The following is a 14,495-nucleotide window of genomic DNA, read 5'->3' as shown; positions in this document are numbered from 1 at the left end:
ATTTATCTTCTTCAAAATAACCGCAAGCTTTTCAATTTACTGTATGGATATGTAAATATTGAAACTCAAATTTACATGCACGTAGTTGGACGCATAAAGCATTTACAATAATAAGGTAAAGCTGAAGATTTAGCCCGATTGCAGCATTTGTGCTTTTAAACGCAGAATTTCATCTCTTAAACGTGCCGCCTGTTCAAATTGCAATTCTTTAGAGGCTTTTAGCATCTCTTTTTCAAGCTTAGCAATGTGTTTTGCATACAGTTTAGGATCGGCCAAAATATGCTGTTCATCGGCACTCAAAGCACGGGTTTGTGCATTGATTTTTTCATCGACCTGTTCATCATTCAGCACTTCGCCCGTATCAATTTCTTTAATGACCTGACGCACGGCACTGCGAGGTGTAATACCGTGTAAGGTATTAAATTCAATCTGTTTAGCACGACGACGGTCTGTTTCATCTATGGCTTTTTGCATAGAGTCCGTAATGCGGTCTGCATATAAAATTGCTTTGCCTTTTAAGTTACGTGCTGCACGTCCAATAGTTTGAATCAATGAACGTTCCGAGCGTAAAAAACCTTCTTTATCGGCATCTAAAATAGCCACTAAAGAGACTTCTGGCATATCCAGACCTTCACGCAACAAGTTAATGCCAACCAGTACATCATGCACACCTGTACGCAATTCGTGAATAATTTTAACCCGCTCCACGGTATCAATATCTGAGTGTAAATAAGCCACTTGAATACCGTATTCTTTTAAATATGAGGTTAAATCTTCAGCCATGCGTTTGGTTAAAGTCGTGACCAACACCCGCTCATTCAGTTCTTTGCGTATATTAATTTCTGAAAGCACATCATCCACTTGCGTCAGCACAGGACGAATTTCTATTTCAGGGTCAATCAACCCTGTTGGACGCACCACTTGCTCTACAATTTGCTGTGATTTTTCCAATTCATATTGTGCAGGTGTGGCACTCACATAAATTGTGGATGGCACGATGCGCTCCCATTCTTCAAATTTCATGGGACGGTTGTCCAACGCACTTGGCAAACGGAAACCATAATTCACCAAGTTTTCTTTACGGGAGCGGTCACCTTTATACATTGCGCCTATTTGCGGCACAGTCACGTGTGACTCATCAATAATTAGCAAAGCATCATCAGGTACATAATCAAACAAAGTTGGTGGAGCTTCGCCTGCGGGACGGCCAGACAAATGTCGTGAATAGTTTTCAATGCCATTGGTATAACCCAATTGTTGCATCATCTCTAAATCATAACGGGTACGCTGTTCTATACGCTGCGCTTCCAGCAATTTGTCGTGTTCACGGAAAAACACCAAACGCTCTTTCAACTCTTCTTTAATGGTACCAATCGCGCGTTCCAAATTATCTTTAGGCGTTACATAGTGACTTTTAGGATATATCGTCACCCGTGGTACTTTGCGTACCAATTTGCCTGTGAGTGGATCAAACCAGCGAATCGAATCAACTTCATCATCAAACAATTCTATGCGAATAGCATGCTGATCAGATTCAGCTGGGAAAATATCTAAAATTTCACCCCGAATACGGTAAGTACCACGCAAAAACTCCAGCTCATTGCGCGTGTATTGCATTTCGACCAAACGACGAATCAAATCATCCCGATTCACCCGATCTCCCTGCACCACATGCAGTAACATACTCATATAGGCATTCGGATCGCCCAAACCATAAATAGCAGAAACAGACGCCACAATAATCGCATCACGACGTTCTAATAATGCACGTGTCGCAGAGAGTCGCATTTGGTCAATGTGATCGTTAATCGCGGAATCTTTTTCAATAAAAGTATCTGAAGATGGCACATAGGCTTCAGGCTGATAATAGTCATAATAACTGACAAAATATTCAACCGCATTGTTCGGGAAAAATGCTTTAAATTCGCCATACAACTGCGCCGCCAAGGTTTTGTTATGTGCCATCACAATGGTTGGACGCTGTGTTCTGGCAATCACATTGGCCATGGTATAGGTCTTACCTGAACCAGTCACCCCCAGTAATAGCTGATCGTGATAGCCCTGTTCTATCCCTTGAACCAATTTTTCAATGGCTTGTGGTTGGTCACCCGCAGGTTGATAGTTGGTGACTAAATCGAAAGGTTGCTTATCACTCACAAATGCAGCTCTTTTGTTTGATGCGAACCTGACATTTTAGCAGAATTGCCTGCTGTCGGGGCAGCCGAATATGTAGGTAGGATGTTGCGCATCTGCATGCAAAGCTCCAATTGCTGTTTCCGCTCTGAGATGTGCTACGACTAATTTAGCGCTAAGCGCTGCTTTAAGGCTTGACCCATAGGCTATTCAAAGGCAACATGAAATTTCAGGACGACAACCATAAAAGCACACTCATGACTTACCAATATCACGACGAATCAATTATCAAAAGCCTCCCTGAAGATACTGTTTTCGTATTTGGCAGTAACATGGCAGGACAACATGCGGGTGGTGCAGCACGAACTGCCAAAGAATTTTTTGGTGCAGTAGATGGTGTGGGACGCGGTTGGGCAGGACAAAGTTTTGCCATTCCTACCATGAATGAACATTTACAACAAATGCCCCTTTCACAGATTCAGCACTATGTAGATGACTTTAAAACCTATGCCAAAAATCATCCTAAAATGAAGTATTTTTTAACTTCAATTGGCTGTGGTATTGCAGGTTATACCGTTGAAGAAATTGCTCCTATGTTTAAAGGCATTGCGCACAATGTGATTTTCCCTGCGTCATTTCGTCCTTTTGTTGAAAAAGCACTACCTAGACTGACACAAAAACTGTTACATACCATTTACCGTGATTCTGTGATTTTCACCCCTGCCACCGATGAATTAATTGAAGTCTTGGCTTTGAGTGAAAATGAAAAAGCCTTAGCCAAAATTATACTGAATACACAAATGTACCCAACCGACAGCAATGGTCGTGATCGGGTCTTTGAAATTCAGGATATTTTGCACAACTTAAATGGTAAGGTATTTGAATTCCAGAGCAATTCTGAAGGGCCTATGCTATTTGGTGCCGCCATTTTAGCCTTATTGGAGCTGTATAATATCAATGAGCAAGACTTTAGCGATGTTTGGCATGGCGTACGTGAAATTGCACCACCGAAGCCTGCCAACAAAGCCCGTAAACATGTACGTTAATCTGATAATTTAAAATTTTAAGACCATAAAAAAATGCCACAACAATGTGGCATTTTTTTAGCGCTTACCCATAGAACGACGGGTTCCACGTGGTGGTGGCCACGTTTTATCGGCATATTGCTCAGGTTTAGGACGCACCGAATTATGCACTGCTTCATCATTATCTTGTGCTTTGTTCGGCATTGGGAATGGGAGATTCACCAATGGTTTTTTTGAAGTAGGCTGCTGCTTACTCATGACCATCACTCTAATAAAATTTGGCTTATTTTAAAGTTTTTTGCCGCATGATGCGAGAAACTTCCACATCACTTTCAATTTGAGCCAGTTTTTATAAGAAATTGGTCTAATTTGGTGATTTTTTATTAATTTGATGCAATTTTAAACGACGTAGCCATCGAATTTAGGCTAAGATAATATGCTTTTTATTTTTTTATCCCTATAAGAAGGAATATGCCGTGGACGTACGTCTCTCTGATCGTGTCAATGCCATCAAACCGTCCCCAACACTTGCTGTAACCAACAAAGCTGCTGAACTTAAAGCTGCGGGTCATAACGTGATTGGTTTAGGTGCAGGTGAGCCGGATTTCGATACACCACAACACATCAAAGATGCTGCAATTGCCGCAATTAATAACGGTTTTACAAAATATACCGCTGTTGACGGTACGCCAGGTCTTAAAAAAGCGATTATCGCAAAATTAAAACGTGACAATAATCTTGACTACCAAGCTAACCAAATTTTGGTGTCTTGTGGCGGTAAACAATCATTCTTTAACTTGGCTTTAGCTTTGTTAAACAAAGGTGATGAAGTCATCATCCCTGCTCCATTCTGGGTAAGCTATCCAGACATGGTGATCATTGCTGAAGGCGTGCCAGTGATTGTGAAATGTGGTGAAGAACAACGTTTCAAAATCACACCTGAACAATTAGAAGCAGCAATCACAGACAAAACTCGTTTAGTGGTGTTGAACAGCCCATCTAACCCTACAGGTATGATCTATACCAAAGCAGAATTAGAAGCTTTGGCTGCAGTATTACGTAAATATCCTGAAGTATTTATTGCTTCTGACGATATGTATGAGCCAATCCGTTGGGAAGATGAGTTCTACAACATTGCGACTGTTGCACCAGACCTTTATGACCGCACAATCGTATTAAACGGTGTGTCTAAAGCCTATGCAATGACTGGCTGGCGTATCGGCTATGCAGCGGGTCCTGCTAAATTGATTGGTGCAATGAAAAAAATCCAATCACAATCTACTTCTAACCCAACTTCTATTTCACAAGTTGCTGCAGAAGCTGCGTTGAATGGCCCACAAGACGTACTTGAGCCAATGGTTGAAGCATTCAAACGCCGTCACGACCTTGTGGTAAATGGCTTGAATGACATCAAAGGTATTTCTTGCCTACCTGCAGATGGCGCATTCTATGCATACGCAAACATCAAACCATTAATTCGTGCAAAAGGCTTAAAATCTTGCACAGAATTTTCTGCATGGTTATTGGAAGAAACTGGTGTTGCTGTTGTTCCAGGTGATGCGTTCGGTTTAGGCGGTTTCATGCGTATTTCTTATGCAACTGCAGACGAAGTGCTTGTAGATGCGCTTGCACGCATCAAAAAAGCTGCTGAATCAATTGAAGGCGTAGATGCAGCGATTGCTTCTATCGAAGCTGAAAAAGCTGCACAATAATCTAAACTTGTTTAGATGAACAAAACCCACGATTGAATCGTGGGTTTTTTATTTCTAATTTCATTTTGCGACGATCATTTTTAAACGCATGGCATATATAGCCCCAGAAAGAGAATACTTTTATACACGCGGTTTGGCTAAAATCACCATCAAAATGCCGCAGAGTACAATCAAACTGGCAAATAGCATCAACCACGTTAATTGCTCACCCAGAAAAATTACCCCACCTAGAATCGCCAAACTGGGCACAGAAAGTTGCACGGTACTGGCAGTAATACCATCTATTTTTTTAACAATGCTGTACCACAGCACATAGGCCCCACCTGATGCAAGCGCGCCTGACAGCACAGCTAAAACTACACCATTCAAACTAATAAAACTGTCTGGTAAGTGCCACAGAAACAACATAGCCACTAACGGTAGTCCAAAAAGGAAATTGGACAAGGTAGCAGTCAAAGCATGCTGCATATTCTTGGCCAAGATGCTATAAAAACCCCATGCAATACCTGCAACAAGCATCATCAGTGCATATTTAAACGTCGGTGCATCAGCTTCAGGCAGTAATAATAAACACATACCCAACAAGGCACAGCCTAACCCCGTCCAGCGTGGCCAAGTCATGCGTTCACCCTGCCAAACGGCATAACTAATCATAGTGATTTGCACCGCACCAAACAGCAGCAATGCACCTACACCTGCATCGATATACAAATAGGCCAAAGAAAAACCGAGAATATAAATAGTCAGACTCAGCGCAGATTTCCATTGGAATTGTAAAGGATGTTGTACCTGAAAAAGGACATACAACAAGCCTAAAGCGACTGCCCCACTGCCCACACGCAGCAGACTAAAACTCATAGGATCAATTTGCTGCTCTGCCAAAGCCAAGCGACAAAGCACAGAGTTTGCAGCAAAAGCCAACATGGCAATACTTATTTTAAACCACACGGCTGAATATCCTTATCAAGCTGCACTACATGATTTTATCGTATGTTTAGTTTTCAATTACTACTATCTGCAGTTCGTAGTAAAAAGAATTTCAAAACTGCCAACTCAATTTCAATGATTGAATTGGCAAAATTGAACGCACTAATGTGTTTATCTATACAAAGTTAAACACCCTTTTTTAATGCGGTAATCAGTTCAGATTTTGAAACTTCAGGTCGAGATGTACCTTTAAATTCGCATAAATAGCGAAAAGCAGAGTTTAACTCGACACGTAAGATTTTTTGCTCAGACAGCGACCACACCCGTGAACGGTTACTGCCTGAAAGCGCACTGCCTGCCAATTGATATAAATATAGGTCATGGTCACGTTGCAATGGTTTTTTCGTGCCGTTGTCGGGATGGTCTGACAATAACTGACAAGGCGATTGAATCAGCCATTTTTCACTGAACCACAATTGCAATAAATCACCCAAATACAAATCTTGATGCGTCAAAGGCCAGACTTGAATATAAGCACCTTGAACAGGTGTTGCGTACTGTTCAGGGTTAGAAAGAATAGAAAGATAATGTTCTTGATAATAAGAAAAATTTGAAAAAATATCAGAAATGCTAAGCGTATTCATGCGCTTACTCCTATTTAGCCATTTTAGTGCTGGCAAGTTGGGTTAAATCCACACTGTTTAAGTTTGCACTTAAACACTTTGTTATGCCATTCAGACTAACAATCGTTTTTTCATGATGCAAGTTTTGTCAGGCATTTTTTGGAAAATATTATTTTTTTGCTCAAATAAAAAGCATATAAAATAAAAATGAAAGGAACATGACAGTTTTTGCTTGACCCTTGCTTAAATCTGCTTATAATCGCATGCAGATTCTCCCATAGCTCAGTCGGTAGAGCGACGGACTGTTAATCCGCAGGTCCCTGGTTCGAGCCCAGGTGGGAGAGCCAAATTCTAAAAAGCCCAAGCATGATGACTTGGGCTTTTTATTGCCTGAAATTTATTGGCTGGACTTCTTTTTAAAGCCCCAAAGCTTGAGAGATAACTGCATTTATCAACACGTCTATAAGCCTCAAAATATAAAAAGCGAAACCGAGCTAATTGCTTAACTCGGTTTGAAGTGGAATACTGTCAATCTATTTCAGGACAAGACAAAGTTATCTATACAGTTTAAACAGCTTGTGCAGGCACACCACTATGAAAACGGAACAGATCATCTGGACTGAGAATTAAGTTCTTTTCCACTTCACGTATATGCTGAATTCGCCCCTGAATATCTTCTTCTGGGTTTTTCAGTTTTGCTGTTTTAGCCACATCCAACGCCAGTGCCAAATAATCTTCATAATGGCGTGATTCAGATTTAAGCAAATAACGATAATACTTACCTAATTCTTCATCAACCAAAGGAGCAAGCGCATAAAAACGCTCACATGAACGCGCTTCTACAAATGCACCAATCACCAGTACATCAATTAATGCTTCAGGCTCATAGGTTCGGATTTCTTTACGTAACCCCCCCGCATAACGCCCCGCACTTAAACCCTGCCACGCCTGCCCACGCTTTGCCATGAACTCCAATACTTGTTCATAGTGCAGCATTTCTTCACGTACCAATTGCGCCAATTTGACCTGTAAATCGGTAAAAAAGCTGTAACGGAACATCAGGTTCATGGCTGTACCCGCTGCTTTCTTTTCACAGTTAGCATGATCCTGCATCAAAATATCTAAATTTTTTAATGCTTCGTTCAACCATTCTTTAGGTGTTTCACAGCCTAAAAATGCAATTACAGGCTGCATCAATTCATCATAATTTATGCTAGACATAACTTTTCAAATTTTATCTTTCAATCTTAAATATACAGATTCAAATTAACGCGCTGCATCAATTGCGGCTTTCATGCGTTTTACGGCTTGTTCCAAACCGACAAATACTGCATCACCAATTAAAGCATGACCAATATTTAACTCATGGATGTGCGGGATCGTAGCAATTGGGCCTACATTTTCTAAATTAAGACCATGTCCTGCATTAATCACCAAACCACGACTGGCTGCATATTCAACACCTTGCACAATGCGAGTTAACTCAGCCTGTTGTGTGGCTTCACTTGCTGCATTGGCATAGGCACCTGTATGAATTTCAATGGTCGGTGCACCACATGCCACTGCCGCATCAATTTGCGCAATATCAGCATCAATAAACAATGAAACGTCACAACCCATTGCTGTTAATTCTTGCGTCGCTGCCTTGACAGCTTCAAAATTCCCCACCACATCTAGACCGCCTTCAGTGGTCACTTCTTCACGACGTTCAGGTACCAAACACACATGCTGAGGACGAATTTCTTTGGCAAATGCGATCATTTCTTCAGTCACGGCCATTTCCAAATTCATACGGGTTTTTAGCAATGGACGCATACGACGTACATCATCATCCTGAATATGACGACGATCTTCACGCAAATGCAAAGTAATCCCCTCTGCACCCGCTTGTTCACAAATCAACGCGGCCTTTACAGGGTCTGGATAGTTCGTGCCACGCGCTTGTCTTAAAGTTGCTACATGGTCAATATTGACACCAAGTAAAGCCATAATAGATTCCTACATTACGCTTGAGTTTGAGAATTCTGAATCCACAATTGGCGACTTTTTAAAGGTCGATCACCCAACAGTGAACTAATCATTTGCCGATACAGCCTAGACAGTAATTGTAACTGCTCTAGGTTAAAATCCCTACCCTTTTCATAGTCACACATACTCAGAATCTGCGCACCGAGTAAATTTGACCGTGAAGCTTGAGCGGTGGGAATAAAACCATCATTGAGCTGAAAATGATAATGCAGATTAGGTTGAATTGCTTCCTGATTGGCATCGACCGAGAAATCGATGGCATAACCTAATTCTTCCAATAAAGCATGTTCAAACTGACGCAAAATCTGTCTTAAAAACTGATTTGGATTTTCTTGGCTAGATAAGTGCTGCAAATACGCTAAGGTCTGATGGTATTGCACAAAAGTTTCAGGCATTTCGACTTCGACAGAACAGAGTCGCAACACAATTTCATTTAAATAAAAACCTGAAAAAAATGCATCACCAAAGAAAAAAACAGGCTGATTGACAATTTCCAGTTTAGTGAAGTTTTTAAGCTCTGATTTTCCCGATGCCTGAATACGAATCGGTTGATATTGCGGTGGTGGCATTTGTCTTAAAATACCATCGACCCGCCCATGTTCACGGGTAAACAAATGCACAATATGGCTTCGTTCACGGTATTTACGATGATGGATGAGATAACCATGCAAGATTTCATTGCGCATAATTGCGTCAATTAATCCTGTTCTTTGGCTTTTTCTGGCTGAGATTCTTCCTCGTCATCACCATCTGGAATGACAGCACCGACAACAGCAGCAGTGCCTTTGACCACACCTTTCGTGGTTTTATAGGCAACTTTAACGGGAACTGTCACAACTTTATGAATACAACCTTGCAAGACAAACATACATGCCACAATTGCTAACACTTTCATCATTACAGTTCCCTTTTATTCAAACTTAGATATCGCTATATCCTAAGCTTTTTAATGCACGCTCATCGTCAGACCAACCGCCTTTGACTTTCACCCAAAGCGTCAGCATGATTTTTTGCTCGAACATTTTTTCCATATCGACTCGTGCATCCATACCAATTTTTTTCAGTTTCGCACCTTTTTCACCAATCACAATGGCTTTTTGACCTGGGCGATCTACAAAAATAGTGGCATCAATATAAGTACATGGCGCTTTCATACGACCTGTTTTTTCATTCAAAACAGCATCTTCTGTTTTAAATGATTCGATTTGTACAGTTAAATCGTAAGGCAGTTCTTCACCCAATTGACGCATGATCTTTTCACGAATAATTTCAGACGCCAAGAAGCGCTCAGAACGGTCTGTGATTTGATCCAAAGAATACAGCGGTGGTTGGAACGGCAAATAGCGCTCAATCGTGTCACGCAAATGATCTAGGTTCGCGCCACGCAGTGCCGATACAGGTACAATTTCGGCAAAGTTCATTAACTTGGCACGTTCCTGAATAATCGGCAATGCCTGATTTTTATTTTCAAAAGTATCAAGTTTGTTGATGACTAGAATCACTGGCATTTCTGCATTTTTCAGTTTTTCCAAAACCAGTTCATCATTTTGAGTCCACTTTTGTGCATCCACCACAAACAGAACTAAATTTACATCGCGCAAAGCAGAAGATGCAGCACGGTTCATCATTTTGTTGATGGCACGTACTTCTTTTTTGTGCATCCCAGGTGTATCTACAAACACAGCCTGAGATTTTTCACGGGTATCAATACCCACAATTTTATGGCGAGTGGTTTGTGGCTTACGTGAAGTAATTGAAAGTTTTTGCCCCAATAAGTGATTCATGAGGGTAGATTTACCCACATTCGGGCGACCAACAATTGCAACAAAACCACTGCGGAAATCAGATGGAATTTCAGTTCCCTGACCGCTAAAGAACTGGTTGATTAAGTCATTGGCGTCGTTATTCGACTCGTGATCAGCATCTACGTGATCGGAATGGATGGTCATTCAGACTTTTGCTCCAAGAATTTTAAAATATCTGCCGCTACTGCCTGCTCGGCAAAGCGACGGCTTGAACCTTCACCCTTCATTACAGGTAAACTATCGACTCGGCATTCCACAATAAAATGCTGATTCGGTGCATCACCCTGAATATCTACAACCTCGTAAACCGGGAGAGGTTTTTTACGTGCTTGTAAATACTCTTGTAAGCGGGATTTTGGATCTTTGAGTTGATCGGTTGGCTCAATGTGATCTAAATACGGGCTATACCATTTTAGCACAATAGATTGCAGCAAATTTAAATCGCTACTATCGACATAAATAGCGCCAATAATCGCCTCTACGGTATCTGCCAGTATAGACTCACGATGATGACCGCCAGATTTCAATTCACCAGTACTGAGAATTAAATTCTGACTCAGTTTTAAATCATTGGCGATTTTACCCAAGGCTTCTTGGCGTACCAAGGTTGCCCGCATACGAGTTAAACGCCCCTCATTTTCGTGAGGATAGGCCTCATATAAATAATTGGCGATAATCATGCCCAATAATGAATCGCCTAGAAATTCCAGGCGTTCGTAATTGTGTTTATGGCTAACCGAGCGGTGGGTTAAAGCCAGTTTAAGCAATTCAGTTTGCTTAAACTGATAACCAATGCGGCTGGCTAGGCGGGTCTCATTTAGCTTGGACTGAGCTTTGATCAAAACTTTTCTCGAATTTCATTACAATATCAATATTCAATAAGAACGGTTTTCTTATTTCATATTCTTTTTTCACTTGCAGACCATCAACATTCGTGACTTGAGCAACATCTGCAAACTTCATATCACGGATGTTATTCATACTTAAACGCTTATCCATTTCACCAATAAATTTTTGTGGTGAAAGGTTTTTTGGCCCGTTCAATAACTGTTCTTCAATTTGGTTATCCAACATTCGATCATCGAAATATGGCCCCCAAACTGCAATTGCGACTTTTGCCATAAATGCAAAACCAATAATTGCAATTAAAATTGCAATATAAGATGCTCCTTGTTGATGACGCATTTTTTATTTTCCTAATCTGTTGTATTAATCAATTTTGCCGTTACGACTAAATGACGGCAAATTAAACCCAGACTCTTTATGCATCCAAACATAAAATGCACGACCTGTTAGGTTTTCCTCTGGTACAAAGCCCCAAAAACGACTGTCAGCACTTTGATCGCGGTTATCCCCCATCGTGAAGTAATGACCTTCTGGAACTTTGACTTCCCAATATAAACCATTTTCTGCTGAATATTTACCATTGTCTACATAGTTCAGGAATGGCGCCTGACGTGCCACATTCACCCCTTCTAGCTCACGCATAGTAAAAGTGTGCTCACCCAAAGCTTCCTGATGGTAAATCGAAGCTGGTGTATCTAAACTGTCTTTGTCCCGGCTAAACTGAATTGGTGTTTTACTCACTTTTTCACCATTAATACTCAGCTGACCATGATCATAGACAATATGATCGCCCGGTAGACCTACAATACGCTTAATGTAGCTGATACTTGGTTGTGGTGGATAACGGAAAACTGCTACCTCGCCACGTTCTGGTGAACCCACATCAATAATTTTACTGTTGATGATTGGCAAGCGCACACCATATTCAAACTTATTCACCAAAATAAAATCGCCTGTTTCCAAGGTTGGCACCATCGAGTCAGACGGAATATTGAATGGCTCATATAAGAATGAACGTAGTACCATCACTACCGCCAAAACAGGCCAGAAGTCATAGGCCCATGTAATTATGAAGTTTTCATTGCCTCGGCCTTTGTTGGCTCTTTGCTTAAATACAAATTTATCCAACAACCACACTGCAATAAAAAACAGCGTGGCAGGAACGAGAATCAAATTAAAATCAAAATCCATGGGCTTGTTATCCTTATAATTTTAGCGATCGACTTTTAATACTGCCAAGAATGCTTCTTGTGGAATTTCAACACTTCCCACTTGCTTCATACGCTTCTTACCTTCTTTCTGTTTGGCAAGTAGTTTCTTCTTACGTGAAACGTCACCACCATAACATTTCGCAAGTACGTTTTTACGCATTGCTTTTACAGTTGAACGTGCAATGATCTGTGCGCCAATCGCAGCCTGAATAGCCACATCAAACATTTGACGTGGAATCAAGTCTTTCATTTTTTCAACCAAGGCAATGCCACGGTGACGTGCATCTTGACGGTGACAAATCATCGCCAAAGCATCTACCTTTTCACCATTAATCAGTACATCCACCTTAACCAGTGATGAACTTTCAAAACGGACAAAGTTATAATCTAAAGATGCAAAACCACGTGAACATGACTTCAATTTATCAAAGAAGTCCATCACCACTTCTGCCATTGGAATTTCAAAAGTAACAGACACTTGGTTACCCAAGAATTTCATATCTTTTTGCACACCACGACGCTCAATACATAAGGTCATGACGTTACCTAAGTATTCCTGTGGCACTAAAATATGACATTCGGCAATGGGTTCACGTAAATCTTCAACTGTTGAACCATCAGGCATTTTTGATGGGCTGTCTATATAAACCGTTTCGCCATTTTTCATTACCGCTTCATAAATTACAGTCGGTGCAGATGAAATGAGGTCTAAGTCGTACTCACGCTCTAAACGCTCTTGTACGATTTCCATGTGTAGCATACCCAAGAAGCCACAACGGAAACCAAAACCTAAGGCATCGGAACTTTCTGGTTCAAAGAACAATGCTGAGTCGTTAATTTGTAGCTTGTGCAATGCCTCACGGAAAGGTTCAAAATCGCTGGCATCAATCGGGAATAAACCTGCATAGACCTGCGGTTTCACCTTTTTAAAGCCTGGTAATGTTTCAACTTCTGGTGTGGTTGCAAGCGTGATGGTATCACCCACTGGCGCACCAAAAATGTCTTTAATCCCTGCAATTACGAAGCCCACTTCACCTGCTTCTAAAACACCTGTTTCAGTATGTTTTGGATTAAAAATACCCACAGATGTGATGATGTGTGTTTGACCTGTCGATTTCATCAACATCTTGTCACCTTTACGCACACGACCTTGCTTGATACGCACCAAAGACACAACGCCCAAGTAGTTATCAAACCATGAGTCAATAATTAAGGCTTGTAGCGGTGCTTCGCGGTCACCTTGTGGCGCAGGAATTACATTCACCAAAGTTTCTAAAACATTGTCGATGCCTAAACCTGTTTTTGCAGAACAAGTTGGTGCTTCTTGTGCTTCAATACCAATAATTTCTTCAATTTCATGAATCACACGCTCAGGCTCTGCCTGCGGTAAATCAATTTTATTGAGTACAGGTAAAACTTCTAAGCCTTGCTCAATTGCGGTATAGCAGTTTGCAACCGACTGTGCTTCTACACCTTGAGCAGCATCAACCACCAATAGTGCACCTTCACAAGCGGCTAAAGAACGTGATACTTCATAAGAAAAGTCGACGTGTCCTGGGGTATCAATGAAGTTTAACTGGTATTCCTGACCATTTGGATGGTTATAGTATAAAGTCACTGATGTGGCTTTAATGGTAATCCCACGCTCACGCTCAAGCTCCATAGAATCCAACACCTGCGCTTGCATCTCACGATCTTGTAGACCGCCACAGGTTTGAATGAAACGATCTGCCAGAGTCGATTTACCATGATCGATGTGCGCAATGATCGAAAAGTTACGGATGTTTTTAATATCAACAGATTTTTTAGCTTGCGCCATGGGTTACCTTAAAAAATAACACGCCCTGCACCTTAAAATTCATGCAGAGCAAAAGCCGAATAGAAATTGCGAAGGATTATAGCAGATGGATTTTTCAATGTATCCATAATAATGAGTTCCTTTTGCTGCCATTTAGTTTTTTATTTTATACAACAGACTTCGGCATTTTATGTGCAGATTTAAATACTTTATGAATCTTAAAGACCTCGACCTATAACGTGTTGTAACGACCAACTAGAGCACATTTAGTGCCTAACTTATCTGCTCCTTAAAATGTAGTCAAACATACTCAAGGACTAATTCGCACTCTGTTAATGTCTTGTTGCCAAACGTGTAACTAGAGCCTGAGTCGGTCAGTTCCGACTT

The 14,495-nt window shown here is 41.0% G+C and carries 15 protein-coding genes and 1 tRNA gene; 3 read left to right on the top strand and 13 right to left on the bottom strand.

The genetic code is table 11. The annotated features are described in order from the left end of the window. Nucleotides 1-129 precede the first annotated feature (129 nt). The gene (gene uvrB / locus HHA43_RS06555; protein WP_168418168.1) at nt 130-2,157 is read right to left on the bottom strand and encodes an excinuclease ABC subunit UvrB; all 2,028 of its coding nucleotides are present in this window, start codon (nt 2,155-2,157) and stop codon (nt 130-132) included. Between the two features lie 233 nt (nt 2,158-2,390). Here uvrB and HHA43_RS06550 point away from each other — a divergent pair, with 233 nt between their 5' ends. Then, a complete protein-coding gene (locus HHA43_RS06550) occupies nt 2,391-3,179 on the top strand; it encodes a hypothetical protein (protein ID WP_168460082.1) in 789 nt (262 codons plus the stop codon). A gap of 57 nt (nt 3,180-3,236) precedes the next feature. Here the strand turns inward: HHA43_RS06550 and HHA43_RS06545 are convergent, their stop codons facing one another. Continuing rightward, entirely contained in the window at nt 3,237-3,416 is a 180-nt protein-coding gene (locus HHA43_RS06545; RefSeq protein WP_168460083.1) for a hypothetical protein, read from the bottom strand. Between the two features lie 218 nt (nt 3,417-3,634). On the opposite strand from HHA43_RS06545, the gene HHA43_RS06540 reads away from it, so the two are divergent. Then, nucleotides 3,635-4,870, top strand: coding sequence for a pyridoxal phosphate-dependent aminotransferase (locus HHA43_RS06540; protein WP_168460084.1), 1,236 nt, complete (start codon nt 3,635-3,637; stop codon nt 4,868-4,870). 120 nt (nt 4,871-4,990) lie between these two features. Here the strand turns inward: HHA43_RS06540 and HHA43_RS06535 are convergent, their stop codons facing one another. Together HHA43_RS06535 and HHA43_RS06530 are read right to left on the bottom strand one after the other, a co-directional pair. Beyond that, nucleotides 4,991-5,818: a DMT family transporter gene (locus HHA43_RS06535; RefSeq protein WP_168542124.1), complete on the bottom strand. Its 828-nt coding sequence runs from the start codon at nt 5,816-5,818 to the stop codon at nt 4,991-4,993. A gap of 164 nt (nt 5,819-5,982) precedes the next feature. Beyond that, nucleotides 5,983-6,441 (bottom strand): hypothetical protein, encoded by a 459-nt coding sequence (locus HHA43_RS06530; RefSeq protein WP_168542122.1) that lies wholly within the window; start codon nt 6,439-6,441, stop codon nt 5,983-5,985. 250 nt (nt 6,442-6,691) lie between these two features. Between HHA43_RS06530 and HHA43_RS06525 the strand changes: the two genes are divergently transcribed. Then, nucleotides 6,692-6,767: transfer RNA gene (locus HHA43_RS06525), tRNA-Asn, on the top strand. Nucleotides 6,768-6,987: 220 nt separating this feature from the next. On the opposite strand, the gene HHA43_RS06520 is transcribed toward HHA43_RS06525, so the two are convergent. The 9 genes from HHA43_RS06520 to lepA are packed head-to-tail and all read right to left on the bottom strand — an operon-like array spanning nt 6,988 to nt 14,129. After that, the gene (locus HHA43_RS06520; RefSeq protein WP_168542120.1) at nt 6,988-7,641 is read right to left on the bottom strand and encodes a tRNA-(ms[2]io[6]A)-hydroxylase; all 654 of its coding nucleotides are present in this window, start codon (nt 7,639-7,641) and stop codon (nt 6,988-6,990) included. A 45-nt stretch (nt 7,642-7,686) separates the two neighbouring features. Next, nucleotides 7,687-8,412: a pyridoxine 5'-phosphate synthase gene (pdxJ, locus tag HHA43_RS06515; protein WP_168542170.1), complete on the bottom strand. Its 726-nt coding sequence runs from the start codon at nt 8,410-8,412 to the stop codon at nt 7,687-7,689. Nucleotides 8,413-8,423: 11 nt separating this feature from the next. Next, entirely contained in the window at nt 8,424-9,137 is a 714-nt protein-coding gene (gene recO / locus HHA43_RS06510) for a DNA repair protein RecO (protein ID WP_323126716.1), read from the bottom strand. A gap of 8 nt (nt 9,138-9,145) precedes the next feature. Beyond that, nucleotides 9,146-9,346 carry an NF038104 family lipoprotein gene (locus HHA43_RS06505; protein ID WP_168418161.1) on the bottom strand — a complete coding sequence of 67 codons (201 nt, stop codon included), beginning with the start codon at nt 9,344-9,346 and terminating at the stop codon, nt 9,146-9,148. A 22-nt stretch (nt 9,347-9,368) separates the two neighbouring features. Beyond that, entirely contained in the window at nt 9,369-10,397 is a 1,029-nt protein-coding gene (gene era, locus HHA43_RS06500) for a GTPase Era (protein ID WP_168418160.1), read from the bottom strand. Further along, the gene (rnc, locus tag HHA43_RS06495; RefSeq protein WP_168418159.1) at nt 10,394-11,095 is read right to left on the bottom strand and encodes a ribonuclease III; all 702 of its coding nucleotides are present in this window, start codon (nt 11,093-11,095) and stop codon (nt 10,394-10,396) included. The genes era and rnc overlap by 4 nt, the downstream gene beginning before the upstream one ends. Continuing rightward, nucleotides 11,067-11,438, bottom strand: a complete 372-nt coding sequence (locus HHA43_RS06490) for a DUF4845 domain-containing protein (protein WP_168418158.1) — start codon at nt 11,436-11,438, stop codon at nt 11,067-11,069. The genes rnc and HHA43_RS06490 overlap by 29 nt, the downstream gene beginning before the upstream one ends. A 24-nt stretch (nt 11,439-11,462) precedes the next feature. Continuing rightward, the gene (gene lepB, locus HHA43_RS06485; protein WP_168542116.1) at nt 11,463-12,290 is read right to left on the bottom strand and encodes a signal peptidase I; all 828 of its coding nucleotides are present in this window, start codon (nt 12,288-12,290) and stop codon (nt 11,463-11,465) included. Between the two features lie 21 nt (nt 12,291-12,311). Further along, entirely contained in the window at nt 12,312-14,129 is a 1,818-nt protein-coding gene (lepA, locus tag HHA43_RS06480) for a translation elongation factor 4 (RefSeq protein ID WP_168525699.1), read from the bottom strand. Nucleotides 14,130-14,495 lie beyond the last annotated feature (366 nt).

Origin of the sequence: Acinetobacter sp. A2 (assembly GCF_012371325.1) — a bacterium.
In the GTDB taxonomy this organism is placed as follows: Bacteria; Pseudomonadota; Gammaproteobacteria; order Pseudomonadales; family Moraxellaceae; genus Acinetobacter.
The sequence above is the reverse complement of the archived record's forward strand: the minus strand, read 5'-3'. Positions and strand labels throughout refer to the sequence as shown.

Coding starts and splice junctions, on each gene's coding strand:
- lepA (WP_168525699.1), bottom strand. CDS start 14,129: ATGGCGCAAGCTAAAAAATCTGTTGATATTAAAAACATCCGTAACTTT.
- HHA43_RS06505 (WP_168418161.1), bottom strand. CDS start 9,346: ATGATGAAAGTGTTAGCAATTGTGGCATGTATGTTTGTCTTGCAAGGT.
- HHA43_RS06520 (WP_168542120.1), bottom strand. CDS start 7,641: ATGTCTAGCATAAATTATGATGAATTGATGCAGCCTGTAATTGCATTT.
- HHA43_RS06490 (WP_168418158.1), bottom strand. CDS start 11,438: ATGCGTCATCAACAAGGAGCATCTTATATTGCAATTTTAATTGCAATT.
- HHA43_RS06530 (WP_168542122.1), bottom strand. CDS start 6,441: ATGAATACGCTTAGCATTTCTGATATTTTTTCAAATTTTTCTTATTAT.
- HHA43_RS06550 (WP_168460082.1), top strand. CDS start 2,391: ATGACTTACCAATATCACGACGAATCAATTATCAAAAGCCTCCCTGAA.
- lepB (WP_168542116.1), bottom strand. CDS start 12,290: ATGGATTTTGATTTTAATTTGATTCTCGTTCCTGCCACGCTGTTTTTT.
- era (WP_168418160.1), bottom strand. CDS start 10,397: ATGACCATCCATTCCGATCACGTAGATGCTGATCACGAGTCGAATAAC.
- HHA43_RS06545 (WP_168460083.1), bottom strand. CDS start 3,416: ATGAGTAAGCAGCAGCCTACTTCAAAAAAACCATTGGTGAATCTCCCA.